Origin of the sequence: Vibrio owensii CAIM 1854 = LMG 25443 (assembly GCF_000817815.1) — a bacterium.
GTDB classification, from domain to species: domain Bacteria; phylum Pseudomonadota; class Gammaproteobacteria; order Enterobacterales; family Vibrionaceae; genus Vibrio; species Vibrio owensii.
The window spans coordinates 120,057-139,803 of sequence record NZ_JPRD01000015.1 but is presented as its reverse complement, the minus strand read 5'-3'; the positions used below and the strand labels follow the sequence as shown (position 1 = coordinate 139,803).

The 19,747-nt window shown below is 40.4% G+C and carries 16 protein-coding genes; 14 read left to right on the top strand and 2 right to left on the bottom strand.

What is annotated here, in order from left to right; all coding sequences use genetic code 11:
* The first annotated feature begins 4 nt into the window (after positions 1-4).
* The 5 genes from H735_RS09285 (at position 5) to H735_RS09260 (ending at position 6,364) form a co-directional block, all read left to right on the top strand.
* The gene (locus H735_RS09285; protein ID WP_020194353.1) at positions 5-313 is read left to right on the top strand and encodes a hypothetical protein; all 309 of its coding nucleotides are present in this window, start codon (positions 5-7) and stop codon (positions 311-313) included.
* 189 nt (positions 314-502) lie between these two features.
* A complete protein-coding gene (locus tag H735_RS09280) occupies positions 503-2,320 on the top strand; it encodes a hypothetical protein (protein WP_020194352.1) in 1,818 nt (605 codons plus the stop codon).
* A gap of 200 nt (positions 2,321-2,520) precedes the next feature.
* Positions 2,521-2,916 (top strand): hypothetical protein, encoded by a 396-nt coding sequence (locus H735_RS09275; RefSeq protein WP_020194351.1) that lies wholly within the window; start codon positions 2,521-2,523, stop codon positions 2,914-2,916.
* Between the two features lie 966 nt (positions 2,917-3,882).
* Entirely contained in the window at positions 3,883-5,337 is a 1,455-nt protein-coding gene (locus tag H735_RS09265; protein ID WP_080641551.1) for a Calx-beta domain-containing protein, read from the top strand.
* A gap of 214 nt (positions 5,338-5,551) precedes the next feature.
* On the top strand, positions 5,552-6,364 hold the full coding sequence (locus H735_RS09260; RefSeq protein ID WP_020194348.1) for a hypothetical protein: 813 nt from the start codon (positions 5,552-5,554) through the stop codon (positions 6,362-6,364).
* Here the strand turns inward: H735_RS09260 and H735_RS09255 are convergent.
* A complete protein-coding gene (locus tag H735_RS09255) occupies positions 6,361-6,774 on the bottom strand; it encodes a helix-turn-helix domain-containing protein (protein WP_020194347.1) in 414 nt (137 codons plus the stop codon). The genes H735_RS09260 and H735_RS09255 overlap by 4 nt on opposite strands.
* A 131-nt stretch (positions 6,775-6,905) precedes the next feature.
* Here H735_RS09255 and H735_RS09250 point away from each other — a divergent pair, with 131 nt between their 5' ends.
* The 7 genes from H735_RS09250 (at position 6,906) to lolE (ending at position 17,293) form a co-directional block, all read left to right on the top strand.
* Positions 6,906-7,577 (top strand): hypothetical protein, encoded by a 672-nt coding sequence (locus tag H735_RS09250; RefSeq protein ID WP_020194346.1) that lies wholly within the window; start codon positions 6,906-6,908, stop codon positions 7,575-7,577.
* Positions 7,578-7,705: 128 nt separating this feature from the next.
* Entirely contained in the window at positions 7,706-7,867 is a 162-nt protein-coding gene (locus tag H735_RS30795; protein ID WP_020194345.1) for a hypothetical protein, read from the top strand.
* A 521-nt stretch (positions 7,868-8,388) separates the two neighbouring features.
* On the top strand, positions 8,389-10,797 hold the full coding sequence (locus H735_RS09245; protein WP_020194344.1) for an Ig-like domain-containing protein: 2,409 nt from the start codon (positions 8,389-8,391) through the stop codon (positions 10,795-10,797).
* Positions 10,798-11,040: 243 nt separating this feature from the next.
* A complete protein-coding gene (locus tag H735_RS09240; RefSeq protein ID WP_020194343.1) occupies positions 11,041-13,008 on the top strand; it encodes an Ig-like domain-containing protein in 1,968 nt (655 codons plus the stop codon).
* A 329-nt stretch (positions 13,009-13,337) separates the two neighbouring features.
* A complete protein-coding gene (locus tag H735_RS09235) occupies positions 13,338-15,074 on the top strand; it encodes a methyl-accepting chemotaxis protein (RefSeq protein WP_020194342.1) in 1,737 nt (578 codons plus the stop codon).
* Between the two features lie 265 nt (positions 15,075-15,339).
* Complete coding sequence (lolD, locus tag H735_RS09230; protein ID WP_020194341.1) at positions 15,340-16,029, top strand: lipoprotein-releasing ABC transporter ATP-binding protein LolD; 690 nt, start codon at positions 15,340-15,342, stop codon at positions 16,027-16,029.
* Between the two features lie 19 nt (positions 16,030-16,048).
* Positions 16,049-17,293 (top strand): lipoprotein-releasing ABC transporter permease subunit LolE, encoded by a 1,245-nt coding sequence (gene lolE, locus H735_RS09225; protein WP_027726558.1) that lies wholly within the window; start codon positions 16,049-16,051, stop codon positions 17,291-17,293.
* 82 nt (positions 17,294-17,375) lie between these two features.
* On the opposite strand, the gene H735_RS09220 is transcribed toward lolE, so the two are convergent.
* Positions 17,376-18,602: a tyrosine-type recombinase/integrase gene (locus tag H735_RS09220; RefSeq protein ID WP_020194338.1), complete on the bottom strand. Its 1,227-nt coding sequence runs from the start codon at positions 18,600-18,602 to the stop codon at positions 17,376-17,378.
* Between the two features lie 86 nt (positions 18,603-18,688).
* On the opposite strand from H735_RS09220, the gene H735_RS09215 reads away from it, so the two are divergent.
* Positions 18,689-19,078, top strand: a complete 390-nt coding sequence (locus H735_RS09215; protein WP_020194337.1) for a hypothetical protein — start codon at positions 18,689-18,691, stop codon at positions 19,076-19,078.
* Positions 19,065-19,604, top strand: coding sequence for a hypothetical protein (locus H735_RS09210; RefSeq protein WP_152447570.1), 540 nt, complete (start codon positions 19,065-19,067; stop codon positions 19,602-19,604). Before H735_RS09215 ends, H735_RS09210 begins: the two co-directional genes overlap by 14 nt.
* Positions 19,605-19,747 lie beyond the last annotated feature (143 nt).

Here is a 19,747-nt window from a genome sequence, read left to right as displayed (position 1 = left end):
CTGAATGTCCGTAAATGGTTTTTTGTTGGTCATTGTATGGCTGGTGGCTTCTTCAGCAATTAATGTTGTTGTATTTTCAACGGTGTTTCCTCAGGTTGAGAAATATCGCCGCCATTCGAATATCGTGTTCGCTGCATTATATGAGGTGGCACATACAATGGCTATGGGCCTAATTTTAGCACTATATAATTATACCCAAACCGATGCAGATGGTTTGTTGATAGTTTTTGCGTATTACTGGCTTGGGCTTGGGATTCTTTCATTGGCACTTTTACTAACGGCCAACAAATTCCGGTGGGGTACCACTTCCTGATAAGTGTTGTTTTTTACTTTTCTCTGTGATCTAATGATTTTGACCTGATCTTTGGGGGCTAAAGGGTTCCAGCCGCTGCCGTGGCATAGTCGTATTGACATCCTTTGTGATTAACCAGGTCTACTTTTTTTCAATTTGACTCGCATGGTTTGCATGTGTGGTCAGGCAGCAACTACTAAAGGTGTAACTATGCGTATTGCCATTCTCAGGGCAGATCTACCTGCCAAATTCAACAAAGTCGCTAAATATATGGGACGTCACTGGCCTGCAGGCAAACTCGCCCATAACAAATCACGCGAAACCCTCGCTTTACTACTAGGATACAACTCGTACTATGAGTTAGATCAGGTAGCTGATAGCCAAGAGCTTCCAATCCAGATTCAGGTGAACAAGATTGTAAGTTCAATGGTAGTACGAGCCGTGATGTATTGTGACGTTTCGATAGAAGCTGCGAGCGCTCTATGCGCTAAACTGCCTCTGAAAGAGCTTTCTATTTATAAAGTTACTGATAAGTACGTAGAAGATAATTATGTCCGAGAACTATCACGATCAGACCCTAAGTTTCAGCAAATTATTTTCGATGAAGCTCATCTCTTGCAGAGTTATAAGTCACCAGCAATAGTCATAAATCAGTACCATGAGGGAGTAATCCCACCTTATAGTTTTGCTGTGAGTAAGAATGGGTTGATATTTAGCGCGAGCCGTTATGAAAGGCTTATTGAGAAAGTAGGGGGGATTACCGATGACATTCTTGAATCTGAGTCCATAACTCGGCAAGAAATTATCGATAAATTCATCATGCCTAAGGCCTGGTTGCCAATTGATGAGTACCTTCATGAGAAAGATGCTTCGGGATCTTTAATGTGGCGCACACCGAATCAAGTGCAGGTTTTCAAATGCGATCAAGGCTATCTGTTGTATAACGCAGCACTTAAAGCGTATTATCCTAACATTTACTCGGATTTCACTGGTGTCACTACTGCATTGAAATCATTGTATTTAGGCAAGCCAATTGTCGAGATCTATCCATTGTCTGGTAAGGTTGAGGTTTGTTGGCTGGGTAGGACTGTCGAGTCTGATTATGAAGGACATTCTAGTACCGCTGATTTTAGTCAGTATTTAAAAGTGGATGTGAATGAGCAGGTCTTCTATCTGACTAAGACATACTCTTCACTTGGCAACTTAGGTTTAATACCATCTCTCTCTGAATTTCAACCAATGTCTGGAGAAAATGACTATCAGATTCCGTCAGAATTTGTTGACCCAACGGTTTTGGCCGAATATTGCAGTCTATTCAAAACACTTCCATTTATCCGAAAGCGAATTGAGCGAAAGGTCAAATTACTCAATATTCCTGACTTGAAAACCGTGTTTTCCAATCTATCGAACAGTAACTCGATGACCGAGGGTGATGCTGTTCAGTTTATCAATGATGATGAAGATTGTACGGTTGAAGAAATTGAACATGCTTTCGAACTTGGAGGTCGTGTACTCAAGATGTATCCGGAGTTGGCTGGTCAAATTGACCAAACATATTTAGGATATAGCTATCAACAATTCAGTCAATATGAATATTACAATAGCCGTTCGATTATGGTGTGGGGATGTGATGATCGTGAGCCTGAGTTCCTAGTCTTTATATTCTTATCCCTGCTTGGTGCAGTTAAGCTCCATGAGCATGAGGATTATACGTTTATTGCTGGTGGTGCAGTTCTTACGCATTACCTTCAGGATTTACTTTCTGGCAGCTTTGATGCCGATCTGTTAGTAAGAGAATTCAAAAGCATTAGGTTATTACAGAAGCAATTTCACAACCGTTGGGAAAGCCTACTTACTGTTGCTGATTATTGTAAGTTCCTCTCTTCTCAAAATGAGGAGTACCTTTCACATGGTTCGCCGTCACCTTACACTGAAAAGTCTGGATTAGAGCGATTCTCCGAGATTGCACGGCTGTACAGAAAGACTGGTGTGAGCGGGTTAAATGTAATTAGTCAGTCTGCTGATTGATGCGAGACATTTTGGGCAATCAGGCCGCTACCTTTAGCGGCTTATTGCATACCCATTCTCAATCTATGCGTATCGTTAAGTGTTTCCCCGCGTATATTTTGACCGTTTTGCATATTTATGAATTACTATGCACTTTGAGTGATGTAATGGGCGTTGGTTTTTTGATTGTTTAATTCTCAAGGTGCTTCGTTTAGAGTATTATGAAAATTCAATCTGAACCTTGGTTCGTATCATTTCTATATTTTATTTCGGTGAAAAACGTGCATTGTTTTAAACTTTTGGACGATGAAGATAAGTTCTGCCCACACTGTATGAGTAAACTCCATGAGAAGAATGAGACCATAGCCTGTCCGGACTGGCAGTCATGTGGGTATGTCTTCAATGACGATAATGGGCTGCTATTTAATCTAGACAATCCACTTAACTTGAAAGAAATGCTGGTGGTAGCCAAAAGCCGGCAAGAGAAGCGTCAATCTCAACTTTCAAGAGACCTCAGAGAAACAAATTCTACTCTAGCAATGATAGAGGCTGAGCTTTGTCGTATTGAAACCGATGAGATTGCGCAAGAGGCTGGTTTAGAGAGAAAGGTCGGATAGAACAGCTGGGTGAGTTAAATGACAAGTTTTAAAGTTGATTGGTAACCATCATCTACTATTGATTTGCGACATTCTACGTCATAAACCGTATCTGACGTAATAGTGAAGCATACAAGCGTAATTATATCGTCGCTCTTAATAAATCGAGTGTATTGCATAGCTAAGTCATAGGATAGAAGTCTAGAGCTTTGATAGCCACCAGCTAACAGTTCTTCAGGCATCAATTTGCTAAGAGGTTTGGAATATATATTTGTAATAATCCCTTTGAACTCAGTACCGTCGAAATAGTTACCAATGGAAATGGCCCCAACTCTTAACTTTGGCTCTTCATGGCAGAAGAATGCAATGTAGGAGTCACCTGCAGAGATCGTTCTGAAGTGTTTGTTGTTTAATTTAATCACTTGCATAAGGAAGTAAGTTGGCAGTAGTGGCCTAATCTAAACGTGGGTATCAATGAAACTGAAACTTCTATGCTTGATAAAAGCATCGTTAAGCATAAAAGAATATAGAAAGACCTTTCTAGTAGCAACCAATGCTAGCAGTAATATTAGCTTAGCGTGGATTGTGTCTTACTTTAATGTCGATATGCCTTTTACTAGGTAATATAAACTATTTTCATACTCCCTCTTGAAACGTGAATGAATGATATGTATCTTTGAACGCAACTAGCATCATTCTTCCATGACATCTAGTTTTTGCATACAACCCTTTTTCAGCTCGACATCGCATAACTTGCACAAATAACATTCTTTAGCTGCCACCATTCACTTGTGTATGGTGGTTTTTTTTTGCGGTCTAACACTGTTTAGCAATGAGAGATAGAGTATTAAGCCTAAGTTCAATTGAATGGAATAGCTTTGAAATTCGCAATGTGGACGCAAAAAGGTTATATTTCTAAATTGCAGGCTGAACAACCGCGATATGCTTAACTAAACAGCCGAATCTTGTACCTTGGAGTCCTCTGTAATGAATAAAATACACCTCTCTAGTATGTTAGGCTTTGTTTGTTGCCTATCGGTGCCCGTGTCACATGCGACCGAACTACATCCAATTTCAGCTCTAAATCAATCGGAATATGTATATGATTACGCTGACCAACCCACGCCACAAATTAGCGCGGGCCCTTTCTATACAATTCAAGAGAATATTGCAGTAGGCAGTCAGTTAGTATCGTTGACGCTTGAGGATAGGTCTGAGATCAGCCTTATGATTGATGAGAAGACTGTTAATCCAGGGGATTCAATTCAGGTAGAAGTCGAAGCTGACGAAAATGGTATTATGAAAATTCCATTCAAGAGTCTTGTTGATGGGGCGTCTGGCAAGGTTTGGTTTGAATTTCACATTGCAGAACTTTACTCAGAATTAGACGTGGTGCCTACAATTTCCATTGCAGACGTTGTCGTTCCTGAGGGCAATATAGGAAGTTCGTTTGTGAACGTTGAAGTGTCACTTGATGTCAAAACCGGTCACGAAGTGACTGTCGATTACATTACAAGTGATAATGATGCATACTCGATTGCGGGTGAAGCTACTAACTTAGCTTATGATGCGTATGGTAACCCATTCATTTCTGTAGTTGATAATGCAGCTGGCGGTCGCTTAGTCCTGGATGGTGGCTTCCCGAAATTTTATAACAATACGTATTCAAAGTCTGGGGACCAATGGCGGTACCTGAATAATGCTATTCAATGGATCAAAAGAAGCGGTGGAGGAAATAAAATCCTTCTGTTTGGTGGTAATCCATCCAATAGCGGTAAAAGCTACCGTGTAAAAGGTACTGGAAGTGGTCACTTTTACAATTCGTTTAACCAGTGGGCGAGAGATTATGGGTATTCATTGACAGTGAAAGATAGTCTTGATTTTGGTGGCGTTGGTAATGTTAATGTTCCTTTAGATTACTTGAATCAATATGATGCTGTAATTTACATGGGCTCTAATTATTCTAACGTTAAGATCTTCAATAAAGAAGGCGTTGCTAATTTCGGAGATTACTCTAAGTTGGGCGGAGGTATTATGATCATTACAGACCATGATGCATTTCAGGCTGGGGCGAACCAAGTAGCGTCTAACTTTAACATCAGATTTTATGGCAATGTAAACCGTTCTAATGTTTCAGTATCGTACTTAAAGAGCAAATATGGTGATCATGAATTGTGGAATGGATTAACAATCGTTCCTGCTGGTGGGTCTGAAGGCAATGTAGATATAAGTGCAGTTGACGTATCTGAGATTGATTACGAAGGTCAGGGGGGAGTGATAAGTTTCCCAGAAGGTGAGACCAAAAAAACATTGAAGGTTCGTATCTACGGTGACACAGTGAGAGAGAACGATGAGACGTTTTCTATAGAACTTAGCAACCCTGTGAACGCTTACCTTAGTGATAAAACAAGTGGCAACTTTACGATCTTGAATGATGACTAGTAATTTTTAATGACTAAAAGAATTTATTCAGAAGGCACTTAAGGGTGCCTTTTTGTTATTCACAACATTGTGAATGCTTAAGAGTGAGTGCAGTAAAGTCAGAGATACGTTTTGAAAGTTACTGCTGTCCAATGGTAAGTACTCCATGGGATAATGTTTTTAAGATTGAGTACAAGGTCGGTTAACGTCGCTAAATGAATAGGAGAGTTGACTCATGAAACTTTATCTGTTGCTTGCAGCAATGGCCTTTATCCCTCAAGTATCCATAGCAAAAACGGATAAAGCTGCTCGGCCATCACCATATACAGGCTCAGAAGTAATGAGTGTTGAAATAGAAAGGCATGGTTACTTACTAGTAAGTTTTATAAACACAAAAGGCAAGCCTGATGACGTAAAGTGCGCTCGGTATTCAAAGAAAAGGGCGCTTGTTCCGACAAGGAAAGCTCAGACAGCTAAAATGAAACCCATATGCGATGCTGGTTTAAAGTACTATTTGGAAACGCCTTATACCGAAGCCGATATCCTTGGTGGTTACCTTGATGGGGAAGATAGGGTTAATGTGTATGTGTCTGACCGTCAAGGGGAAATGATAAAGATTGACTGTGCTGATTTTGTGAAAGGGACAATTCAGTTGACTAGCGCTGGCAACTCTTACAAAAACAGAGATGTTTGCGTCAATTCAATTTTGGCGATGCAGGATAAGAAGTGGAAAACAAGTAGGGATTTACCCCAAGACATGCAATTGGTGAGTGAGTATGTCAAGTATTACAAACAGATGTATAAAAATAGAATCTCGAATACTGTGATCATGGAAAAAAAACTCGCAAGGCAGAACTGTCAGGTGCGAGTCATTATGAATCCACTTAGTGACAAAACGTTTGAGGCTCAAATTACCGGATTACTTGGTAGTGATGTTCTATGCGAAATTTTGAAATCAAGCATCGAGGGAATTGGTATTTTCAAAAAACCAGAAAGTGACTTTATGTCACGAAGGCTTAAAGAGTTAGTATTTGAATTCGAGTACTAGCATTTGAGGTTTTTTGACGAAGAAATTTTCTCCCAGGTACCGTCATTATGAAATACGACACCACTTACCATAAAATAGTGAAGAATCTTATCTACGGTTTTTTTTCGAACTTCACTTTTACCTCTTTCGAAACATCCAAGAGAGGTTGCGCTAACATTTGAGTTTTTTGCAAACCCCTTTATTGTTAGGCCAAGAGCTTCTCTAGCGGAGCGGCATTGAAGCCCAGTTAGAGTGTATTTTGCTTTCTGGTAACCAACTTTGTTCAGTTTAAGATTCAGTTCTTTTGCCCAGGATTGGGCTGTTGGGTACGATATATGTAGTATTTTCGCCATTCCACTTAAATTACCAGCGTCATTGTATGCTTGTTCAATTTGCTCTCTAGAGTAAGAACGCTTTTTATTTATTGGCATAGTATGACCTTTAGGGGTGGTGACCTAAGCTTAAAGTATTCACCTGCAATACAAGAGCATGGATATTATCGCATGTTGCGGTAGGGTTAAAGCTTCTCATATTGAGATGAGGCGAGTGTAGGAGAGGGAGGATGAAGAAAATTCTAATTGTCGGGGCCATAATGGTCGCGATATTTACTAGTGTTCTCAGTATTGTGTTTTTGTTTCTTCAGGTAAGAGCTTGGTTAAGTCAACCTGTTGAAATATCCGAAAGGGTAAATTCGGAGCCATTTGACGTTTCAATATTCGTACAAAACAAAACAAACAGTGCAGTTTCATTTGGTTTGTTCGACATTAAACCAAAAGGCATCCTTCAGTTGAGAACTCTATCAAACAAAGTATTCATACGATGGGAGGGAGTTACAAAGTATAGTCGCCCGATAATGCCGGCAGACAGTCTAAAGCTAGAAAATTCAGTTTATGGCACATACAGCTTGGATCTTGATAGGGTTGACTGGAAGTGGCTTTTACGTGCACCGATTGCTGATGATTACTGTAACCAGTACGCGGTAAACTTCATCAATCCAATGCCGTCTAGCGGCCTGTACATGGAGCTCAGAGATGAAAGCAATTCGAGCATAATTCAAGCGATATACTTTACTGAAAAGCCGGATAACGGAAGTTTCGGACTTGAGCTCGAAGAGTCATTTAGAAAGTATTCAACGAAAGGAAGTAATTTTACATATCGATATGCGTGCAGAACGTCTGGTCATTCAGATCGAACTGGTGCTTTTTTCAAAGTTGTCGATCAGTTGACTCAATGAAGGTTCGCTGTTGCATCATAGTCCTCACTAAATTGAAGGTTCAGCGGTAAACGTAGGAAGAAAGTGTTGGACATTAATTCGTTCATGGCATTCAATTGAGTCATAGAAACGTAATTTGGGGAGCAAATATGATTCAAAATCGAAAGAGCTTTATTATTGCTGGTGGAGCTATTGTAGGCTCCGGGTTTATTGGATTGTTAGATTTAGGTCCAATAGCAGTGTTGCTAGGAGCGATAGGTGGCGCAGTCACAGGTTTAATATTGCGATCATGTAATGTAACCGCTGAATAATGCGAAACATTCTATATGGCTATAATGGGGATTATAGCTACCTAATTGTCCTATGTGATTGATAGGGATACACTTATCGTGTGTTGAGTTGTTGATACTAGGTATTCTCTTACTCCTATAAACGCAGTTATAGGAATTTCAAAAAAGAACTTCATTAAGCCACTCTCAATTGATCTAAACTCAATGTTCTTATCATCGTGTTCCTGTACATCTTTTCTAGTTGATCTCTCAACGCACGTTGCACTATCATAAATGTGCCATATATGGCTATCATTCGAATTGCGTTCTAGAGATATTGCTCACCTTCAAAGCTAGTTTTGGTTCAATAATATTTCTGAGCCGCTAATTCAATCTTCATCAAGCGTTGTAGTCGCAGGCCATCTACATATTCGGTGCGTTGCGTTCTATGGGATTTTGTTGCGTCGTAGCTAATTACTTACTTTTTAAGTGTTTTGGCAATGCGCATAAAAACTGACCTCGACTGTTCTATGTGCTCAGTCTGGAAGAAATTAGGTACTATCATGATCTGTCCCCCCCGTTTTAAGAGAAGTTTCGCTCTGATTGCCAGCTCTTTCTTAGTTAGTTCCGCTGCTGTTGCTGGTATCGAACAAGCGGTTTTTTCGGATACAACCGGCGCAACACAATCTGTAGAAGGTAACGATCTAGGATTCACTTCAATTAATAGCGCTATTCAACTTTATATCTCCTCAGGTTTAGACCGTAAGTTAGAAGTTCAATTAGTTAGCAACTCTGGGATTATTGTTGATGATGTTGAAACATCAGTAATAAACATATCAGATAGAATCACCGTAGGTGGCAATGATTTCTACGGCAAAATCGTTACCTTGGATGCCCCACCCTCAGACGGTTCCTATAGGTTTGTTGTAAAGAGCTTGGATTTATCTGGTTCAATTACATCAACCTCTTCTTACAGCTTTGTTCAAGATACAACTGCGCCGACCATTGCAGGGTCGTTTACACTAACTCGAAATGCCTTCTACGCGACCATCGATAACTTTGGTCAAACAAACACCACGAAGCAGCTAAATATGAGTGGTGTTACTGATGCAAATGGAATAGATCATGTTGAGTATTGGGTTAAACAACCTGATAATACAAAAAAGTATGCGGATGTTCAGTATAACAATGATAGCAACTCGGTCGTTATTGACGGCAGTATCGCGGCATCGACAAACATGGTTCCATCCCCTGGTTACTATGAGATTGGCATTGACGTTTTCGATGTGGCCGGGAACAAAAGCACTAAAAGTCGATATTCACATATTGACTTGACTTGCCCATCAACGGCCAACGATGTAACTCAAGTCTACAACGCAAATTCTGGGGTTTGGCAAACATATTCACCAGGCATGGTTATATATGCTAATCCTGTAAAAGTACGTTATAGACGCAATCTTAATGATTTTGCGACTGCTTCAGCTCCATATGGCTGGAAGATTGGCAACGCAATTAGTTACTCTGATGGAAACTATGCTTATTATGAGAGAACCTTTCCATATAAGCAGCAATATACATATTTTCACTTCTTTTCTGAATCTGGTCATGTTTGTCGTACTCACCACCTTCGTTCATTCAATTTCACATTAGCTAATGGAGTAGACTTGGCTCCAGTGCATACAAAGCTTGCTTATAAAACAAACCTTTCTAACGACTGGATAACGTCAGAAACCTTCAGAACTTCAAAGCCAGCGACCATTACAACTGTGAGATTGTTCGGCCAAGCTAGGAGTTACCGTCAGAAAAGAACTCTTAGTAGTGGTGGCACTTGTTATATCGAGATTGGATCAACTTATTGCGATATTTCCACAAACTATAAATTCTCAACAGGTCGCGGATACATACCATACGCCCATCATGCTTATAAGGCTGATGGTACCATGGGCCTTCATTCAGGTTACTTGTATACCTATTGGGATTTTAACAGTCCTCAGATCAGCAGTTTGACCCAGAATAAAATGGGCAGATCAATCCAGATGAATACTTTCGATGCTGATACTACAAGTGACTGGCGATCTTCGATGTGGGTAATCTCTTCTGTGGGCGCGTCAGCTGTTGTTGACGGAAATGTAATTGCTTTGTCGTCCCCTACAATGAACAAAGTTGATTACCAGCACAGAGAATATACGTTTGACACTTCATCATTAGATGTTGCGGCGATTGTTCCAATTACATTTTTTGTGGAAGACTCCTACGGAAATAGAACCGAAAAAACAGAAAGCTACGCCATTGATACTAAGAAACCGGAAGTGTTAGTCACGTATAACGGTACAGTCTTACCTGAAATTATTACTGATATTAGAGACTTGGAGTTTAAAGTAGAAGACTTTTCAGAGGCTTCTTTAACGAGCGTTCAGTTGACTGGTTCAGATGCCAATGAGAACGTATATCTTGCAATCGTTGACAAAGGGGATGGGAATTTTAGCGTAGAAAAACCACGCATCTTCCCTACCCTCGATTATGATTCAGGTGAACGATACACTCTTAATATGATTGCACAAGACGAGTTTGGAAACTCAGTTACCAAGTCTATTGTTTTTGGATATACACCTGAAAATTTAATAGTAGTTGACACTCAACAGTACTTACCTTCGAATGGCGCTGCGCTTTATGATGTTTCAGATCATGCAATTGCAAGTATTTATAGTGAAGAAATCCTCACATTAGATAGCAGTCAGATTGCAACAGGTAAGCAGCAAGCAGAGATATCAAATCGAAAGAACTCTGATTTCCCGATTGTTGTGCGCGGCAATGATGGGTTGGTAACTGTAGCTCCAGGTGAGACGAAAACGATGGTCGTAGATTTAGGTGTTTCTGGATCAAAACTTGATATTGAGGTTTACCCGGCTAACAACACAGAAGGTTCTGCTGAGTTTATGTTTAACATTCCTACACTCACTACGATTTATTAAGTTCTTAGTTTATATTAAGTAGGGCACCAACAGAGGGTGCCCTTTTTGTTGCGGCGTTAATCATAAATGTTAGTTTAGAGCCGAATAACAACCAAATCTGGATTGATTTTTAAGCAAAATATAACTTAAGATATAGTGCACCCGTATCTAACGCTTCGTAGTCTCATGTAACCTGTCATTTGATGAATCTTTTTGATGTTGCGACGCGGACGCGAGCCAATACAATCTAAAGGACTCTAACTTATGTTTAGTTTTAGACGAACTGACATTGCTCTGGCGTTGTCATGCTTTGCTGCATCATCTTATACTCTGGCTGCAGACTATGTAGATCTTCATAGTTGGACCCAAGCTGGTGCTTCAAGTGCTGGTAATTGGTCAGTAGCATCGAGTGGTCACAGCGTTTATCAAAGCATAAACGGTAATCCCACTGCATTTATGAGTACAGAAAAATACTCTTACCGTACTTTTAAAGGCAAAATTAAAGTTGATTCAAACGCAGGCGATGATGATTGGATCGGGTTCATTCTCGGTGAGCCAAATTCTGAATTTTACATTTTTGACTGGAAAAAAGGTGATCAGTCTGGGGCTAAAAAAGGTTATAAGCTGATCCATCATAAGGGATCACTAGCTTCATTCCAGGCCATGGGTTGGGGACCTTCACACGAATCGAACACTTCTACGAACACTATTTTAGCTCGAAATACAAGCAAAGGTTGGACTCACGGTACCTCATACAATTTTGAGATGCAGGTTTATGCAAATCGAATTGTAACGAAGATTGACGGAGTAACTATCTTTGACATTTCTGGATTAGACATTAAGCCTTCTCGATTCGGGTTTTTTAACTGGTCCCAAGGTAAAGTTAATTACAACGCAATTGAACAACTTTATCCTCCAATTGCAGCTAACATAACTGAAGAAATAGTACAGGGTGTGTCGAAAACTGTAAGAGGCTCCTGGACCGATCAGAATAATACTGACACTCACACATGTAAGTTGCTCGGTCAACCAAGATACGGCAGCGTCACTTTTGTTTCGCCATGTTCTTTTACGTATGTACCGGACCCAGATCATGATGGTGCACAGACCTTCCAGTATCGAGTAACTGATAACTCAAATTTGTATACGGACGGAACTGTAACACTCAATGTGCTATCTGCGGGTTCCTCGATTGTAATGCCCCACTACATCGAAGCTGAGAAAACTACAAACGTCAATATGAAGCTGAAGTCAGAAGGTACTAGTGTATTCGATAATCCGAATATAAGTGTTACGAATATGCCTAGTTTCATGAGTTTTGATAAAGACACAGGCATTCTGACAATGAAGCCCGATTTAGACGATCTTGGTCTTTATGAAGATATTCGCTTTAAGACAAGCAATAATGGCCTTGGTTCGTATGATGCCGGTGTATTTGATTTGGCAGTTATTCCACAAAACAACAACGATTTCTTGAAGCAATCATTTGTGGTGGTTCCATCTGATACTCCGTTAGCCGACTACCAAGACAATCTGGTAGCAACCATTAAAATACCAGCACTAAAAAGTGGTGAAGATAAGTTGGTCGAAGGTCCTCATCAGGTAACAATCAAAGCGGATGCTTCTAACCTTGCTCCTGTAATAATTGAAGGAACTGAGATTTCTCCGGGTGAATCGGTCAGCATGACTATTGATTTAGTTCGTTCTGGAACAAGCATTCCAATGAGGTACTCTTCAAAAGAAGAAGGTGTTTCTAAGGTAACTATTAATTTCCCATGGATCGATTCACCGGACGATTTGCGTTACGTGATTCAGAGAACTTGTGCTTCAACAGACTCGAGTCGTTGTTCTCCCGTTATGGAAATGGATAGAACTAAGGTTCCAAACGGCCAAGTTCAGGTAGCAATCCGAAAAGCAGTTGATGCTAGTTATCTGACTTATGGCTTTGCAGCTTCTAATTGGGCCTCGACTGATTTAGCAAATCAAATCTCAGGTCTTACTAATGATGACATTGTTGCAGTAAACCTAAACGTTAATAATTCATACACTAAAGCCCTACTTTCCGCACTATCATCGAAACTAGGCAATAGTGAACTTACTAGTGCAATTGGCTCTATGGGAGCGGATTCATCATTTGTTTACCAAGTTGGAAAAGGTTTGGAGTCATTCAAAACAGATAGTGGATATCGTTGGGGTACTTCTGCGGTCACATGGATTAACTTGGATGATTAACGCCATCTTGCAATAGAAGAATTAGGCCGGACAATTGGTTCGGCTTTTTTTATGGTCGTCACATATATTCCAAAGATAAAATACATTATTGTTAATTATGTTTGGCTGACTTGAATATTCCTTATACAATCCAAAAATGGTTTATTGATTGTTTTAGCAGCAATAAGCTATCAAAACAAAAACTCTGAGGTTCTATGAAATTTACGCATAAAGTAATTACAGCATCAACCGTACTATTGGTATCGATACTGTCAGTCACTTCCACTTTTCAGTACATAATGGTAGACAGATCGCTAAAGAATCAGGTTGCGAGTGGAATACCAAATATTATGAACGGCGTTGAGGGTGAGCTCGCCACTTTTATGAATGAGAAGAAACATCTAGCTCAGTACGTAGTAAATCAGGTGAATGAAAATCCGGAGAAAGATACTCTTATTAAGGCATCCGGGGACAAAGCAATACTTGAATCGTTTGAACTAGTAGGAGGCGCTTTTGAAATCGATGGTAAGGCAACTTCGGGTAATACATCATGGTCCCCACCAGATTCATGGGATGGTCGTCAACGTCCATGGTATAAGCAGGCGAAGCAAGCCGGTAAATTAATTGTCACCCCGCCGTATCTGGATGCAACGGATAATGTAATGATTATCTCATTTGCTGCTCCGATCTACGATAAAGGCGAATTTATAGGTGCACTATTCTTTGATGTTAGTTTGCAGGGTATTGCAGAGTTGGTAAATAAGGTGAATTTGTTTGGCGCAGGCAACATGATTGTGACTACCCGAGACGGAGTCATCGTGGCAGATCAGGACGCAAGCAACAATGGCAAAGTTGTTAGTAGTATTTATCAAGGGGCTTCAGTAAAAATTCGAGAGCAGCAGCGCATTCAGCTAGATGGCAAAGAATATGTATTGCTATTTTCTGCAGTTCCTGGAACTGACTATTTGGTGGGTGGGATATTGGATGAAGACATTGCCTTCAAAGCTGTAAGCGAAGTCCGAAATACCTCGATATTAAGTGTACTACTTGCAATTGTTGTATCAGTCTTTGTGCTGCTTCTGATCATTAATCATCTTATGAAGCCGATTCGTACATTGAACGTTGCGTTGAATGATATTGCTGTTGGCGATGGTGACTTAACAAAGCAATTGGATGAAAAAACAGATCCTGAATTTGCGGAGCTTGCTAAAAACTTCAATGTTTTCACTAAAAAATTGCGTGATCAGGTAATCAGCCTGAAAGAGATAGCTGACACTTTAACAGGTATCTCTCAAGGCACATTCAAAGCTTCTGAGCAATCCGCCACGGCTATGACCACTCAAGGTCAAGAAATCGAACAACTAGCAACAGCAATGCATGAGATGTCAACGACTGCCTCAGATGTTGCTTTAAATGCGCAGAACGCAGCTGCAGCGGCTCAAGAAGCAGATGATGCAACCAACTCAGGGAGTAAAGTTGTTGAGTCCACCGTAAATGCAATCTCAAAGTTATCTGACTCAGTTGTTGAAACTTCCTCACGTGTCGTAGAGTTAGAAACTTCTACTCATGAAATCAATACAGTAATCAACGTAATCAATGAGATTGCAGAACAAACTAACCTACTTGCCTTGAATGCCGCGATCGAGGCAGCGAGAGCTGGAGAACAAGGTAGAGGATTTGCTGTTGTGGCCGATGAAGTCCGAAACCTTGCTAAACGTACTCAAGAATCAACTTCAGAGATTGGTTCTATCATATCGAAGCTTCATTCTGATACTCAGTTTGTAGTCGATGCAATGTCGTCTAACCGAAGTTTAAGCGAAGAAGCTGTTACTCGCGCTCATGATACGAATAAAGCACTATTGACTATACGTGAGGCTATCTCAAAAATATCTGATATGAACTTACAGATTGCATCTGCCGCGGAAGAACAAAGCCTTGTTGCAGAGGAAATCAACGCTAACACCAGTAAAATTCAAGAACTGTCCCTTTCAGTTAGTGAAAATACATCCAAAACCCACGATAACATTGATTGCCAGGTTGGAGTCATTAATCAGCAGTCGGATATTCTTTCTCAATTTCGAGTATAAGAGTCAAGGTGGCTCAGTCAAAAAATCTCATTGACCACTGAGAGGTTCAACAAAGGTCTGGCTTTTTAGTCAGACCTTTGATCTAATATATCTAATTTTAGTAAAACAAGGCGAGGCACTTTTATTTTTGGTGCCCATTCCCCAATTGTGAGTTATTTATTCAAGGTTTTATTAGTAGCTGTACTTAAGGTTACCCTGAGACTGTCTGCAATTATTATCATCTCCTTTCGTGAGTTTACAGTTGGTCTTATTGAGGTTCTGAGATTTGAATAAGCTACTAGAATGTCGCGACATTCGAAAAATTTATCGTGAGGCTTCGGTAAGTACTGAAGTGCTAAAAGGCGTAAGTTTTGATATAGATAAAGGTGAGCTGGTTTCTATCGTCGGCTCATCTGGGTCGGGGAAAAGTACACTTCTGCACATCCTTGGAGCGTTAGATGAGGCTTCTCGAGGAGAAGTAGATTTTTTAGGACAGAATCTGTCTGCATTGACCCCCAATGAACAAGCTGTATTGCGCAATAAGCATCTTGGCTTTGTTTATCAATTCCATCACCTGCTTTCCGATTTCACTGCGATTGAAAACGTTTCAATGCCACTTTTGATCGGTGGAACTAAAGTGTCAATTGCAAGAACAGAAGCAAAAGCCCTTCTTGAGAAAGTTGGTTTGGGTCATCGGATGGATCATCGCCCTGCTGAGCTCTCTGGTGGTGAACGTCAACGTGTGGCTATCGCTCGAGCTTTGGTAAGCAAACCTGATTTAGTATTAGCCGATGAGCCTACTGGTAACTTAGACCACACCACGGCGTTAAAGGTTTATGACTTAATGCGTGAATTGAGTATTGAATCCAATGTTGCATTCTTAGTAGTCACGCATGACAACGAGCTTGCAGTAAAAATGGATCGTCAAATGTACATGCGGGACGGTTTATTGGTAAACCGTTTAACACAGAATTAGCAAGCAAGAGGTTTTGATTTTGTTTTCATCTTTAGCTTTGATGATCGGTGGACGTTTTAGTCGTGCTAAAAAGCGTAGCAAGATGGTGTCTTTCATTTCACTCTCCTCTACCATCGGCATTGCGGTCGGTGTAGCAGTCATCATCATTGGCTTATCAGCGATGAATGGCTTTGAACGTGAGTTGAAATCGCGAGTGCTTTCTGTGATTCCTCATGGTGAACTAGAGGGCGCGAATGGCCCTCTAAAGCACTTCAACAAAACCATGAAACAAGCCTTAAGTCACGAGCAAGTGGTTGCCGCTGCGCCATATGTTCGACTTACAGGGCTGGCAGAGAAAGGTAGCAAATTAAAAGCTATTGAAGTGCGTGGAATTGATCCTGAGCTTGAGCAAGCCGTTTCACGAATAACTGATTTTATTGACCCCAACGTCTGGCAAAACTTTCATGCTGATAAACAACAAATAATTATTGGTCGAGGTGTAGCCAATGAGCTAATGGTAGATGTTGGAGACTATATTACATTAATGATCCCGCAAGCTAGCCATTCAAATAAGGTTCAAGCCCCAAGGCGCGTTCGAGTTAAGGTCGTTGGATTCCTAACGCTAAATGGTCAAATCGATCACTCATTAGCACTAGTGCCTCTTAAAGATGCTCAAGCTTATTCTCGCTTAGGTGATGGAATTACAGGCATTTCGCTGAAAACTGATGATGTATTGAATGCTCCATCGATAGTTCGTGAAGTCGGTAGTCTAATTGATGTTTATGTTTACTTGAAAAGCTGGCAACAAAAGTTTGGCTTTTTGTACCGAGATATTCAACTCGTTCGCACCATCATGTATTTGGTGATGGTATTAGTTATTGGCGTGGCCTGCTTCAATATTGTCTCAACATTGATGATGGCGGTAAAAGATCGTGCGGCCGAGATTGCAATCCTTCGTACTATGGGAGCACAAGACGGTTTGATTAAACGGATCTTTATTTGGCAAGGTGTGTTTTCAGGTGTGTTTGGTAGTCTTTGTGGTAGCATTATTGGGGTTTTAATTGCTCTCAACCTTACACCGATAATTAAGGGGATCGAGAGGTTAATTGGTCATCAATTCCTTTCAGGCGATATTTACTTTGTAAACTTTTTGCCATCTCATGTTATCTGGACCGATGTGGTTTTAGTGTCTTGTACTGCTATTGTTCTAAGTTTGATAGCGACCTGGTATCCCGCTTCACGGGCATCGAAATTAAACCCAGCCTTCGTTTTGAGTTCAAAGTAAACATTTTAAGTTTATACCCCTCCTGGCATTAGGCTGGATGTTGGTTTCTTATCCACCTCCAGCCAATGAAGCCTCAAGAGAATCAGAAACTAAGAATACTATTTACTGTTTCCGTATTTGGTTCAAACCCTCTTCCATATTGATAAGCAATAGCCTCCGTTGACCATCTACCAAGCTTCATAATTTCGCCAAGTTCGACTCCAGCAGCCCACAGAGCCTGACAAGAACCAACGCGTGTTGAGTGTGTTGAAAATGGAGTTTCACCGATATGATTGAGCTCAACAAGTTCATAAGCTCTTTTATAACAGCGGCTTAATGCATCTTTACCAATACATGCGCTTTTGTCACGATGTAGCGTATGGCGTGGAGTCAGCCTACGAAATACAAATTGCTCCTTGTCATTTAGATCAAAGTTGGCCGATTTAAGGTACTTCTCAATCCATCTTAGTGCCATCTTACTAATTGGGGCTATGTCAGGCGCACCTGAGTGATTTGTTTTGGTAAAAGGAATCGTGAGTTTTGCTCTAGTGAAATCGATATGACCTAACTTAATACGACGCAACTCACTTCCACGTAGTAGGCATGAAAAAGCGGTACCCAGTATGGCGAGGTCTCTAATATCGTGCAAACTACTTGAATGTTCGTAAGATTCTGAAATTACACGCAGGTCATCAAGTGTTATAGGTGTAGCCTGCTTAATGCCAGTTCCTGCCTCAACTTGCTCGTCACTGATGGTTTTTACCAGTGCCTTTACCGCGGGATCATCGCATGGTTTACTAAAGCCAGCGTTGAAATGAATAGTATTAATGGCCCACAGATCGCCTTTAAGCGTATTTCTATGTACCAAAGCCCCTCGTTCGGAAAGATAACTCATTAACACTTCGTGTTTGACTGGTAGTGGTTGCTCCCCACACCTAAAACAGAAAGTAACAAACAAACCCCACCGACTTTCAAGCTTATCCCAAGAGCGGTTTCTTAACCCACCTCTTGTTTGTTCAAGTTCTTCAAGAAATCGCTTTGCTTGTCTTTGCACCTCTGGAGTGTTTGCTGCTGCTGTAGTCGGTAACATGGTCAACATGCGAAGTTGCGCAGGGCGCAAACTATCATAGTTTGAACCCATTGATGATTCCATCAAGCTCGCGCCAATGCTATTATCTGCAACTAACAAAACAAAAAATCCTCGCTTCAATCGCCCTGCTCTTATCGCATTGAGTATAAGGGCTATTTTATAATTTGCACAGTTTAACTGTAAAAATATACAGGCAATTTGAAATGTGATGCGATCAGCAATTTCGAAAAAACGTAACATGATCAGAGCACTAATTCATGGTTGCATTTACAACCAATATATCTTTTTACTTTAATCTCTTAGGTGCATAAAAGGTTCGGTACAGAATGACGATTAAGAACACTGTTGAGCAATGCAATCAAAACGGCTTCTCATATCATAGTGGATCAACCTTACTTACTGGAATTGATTATGAGCCGGTAGTTGTCTCAAATAAGCCCCTCTACTCTACCCAAATAAAAATGGTACGAATGGCTGTATTACTGGTTGTTATGTATCTTTTGGGGGCTATTTTGCTTCCGTGTTTAATGAGTGCTCTTGATGGGACTGAGACCTTCAGTCTTGAGTCTTATGCATTAACCGTCGTTGCTTCAACTCTTTGTTCAGTAATTATGTTTAGTTTTGCAATCAACACGTTTGACAGTGAGATTGTTGTTTCTGAATCAAGTGCATCAAATAATATATTCGCGGAGAAGGTGTATAGTGAGAATTTGTAGACATGGTATTTTCTATAGAGTTACAACAGATCTATGTGATGATTTTAGCCAAGCGGAATCGTATGCCTGCAGAATAGGAACATCTGTATTTAACTGTATGATTGTTCTTTGTGCGTTGCGAGTTTATGGTGTTGTTTCAGCAATTGGTTTTGTTATGTCTCCTTCGTGGAGTGAGATTGTATTTATTCTAATTGGAATCATTGCACATCATTTGATTGGACCTTTCTTTTCATACATGTCTGTTGAGTTTATGCGTTCAACAAAACCATATAACACTTTCTTTAAGCCATTGCCTAAATTGGTTTTTCTTGGAGCACACAAGTATGTACTTACTGCGAAAGAGTTAAAGGCGCTAAAATCCTCGCTCACAAAGTTCGTTGAACCAAAACTCCAGGAAGTCCTATCTTCAGTAGACAATGTTACAGCTTACGACGCGGTTAATTTGTTGCTACTAGATTACCAGTTTGGCATTCCAATGCAATCTGCGGAAGAATTGCAGAATACTAAAAAGGAAATTCAAAAATGATGACTAAAACTTGCAATTCAAAGACAGGAAAAGTGTAGTCATAAATTGCAGCATTATTAGTATGCCAAGTTGCATGATATGTTTTGTTATGGGGATGTTTCCAGCAATTTTATAGAGCTAGTTATGTCTTCGGTTGATTATCT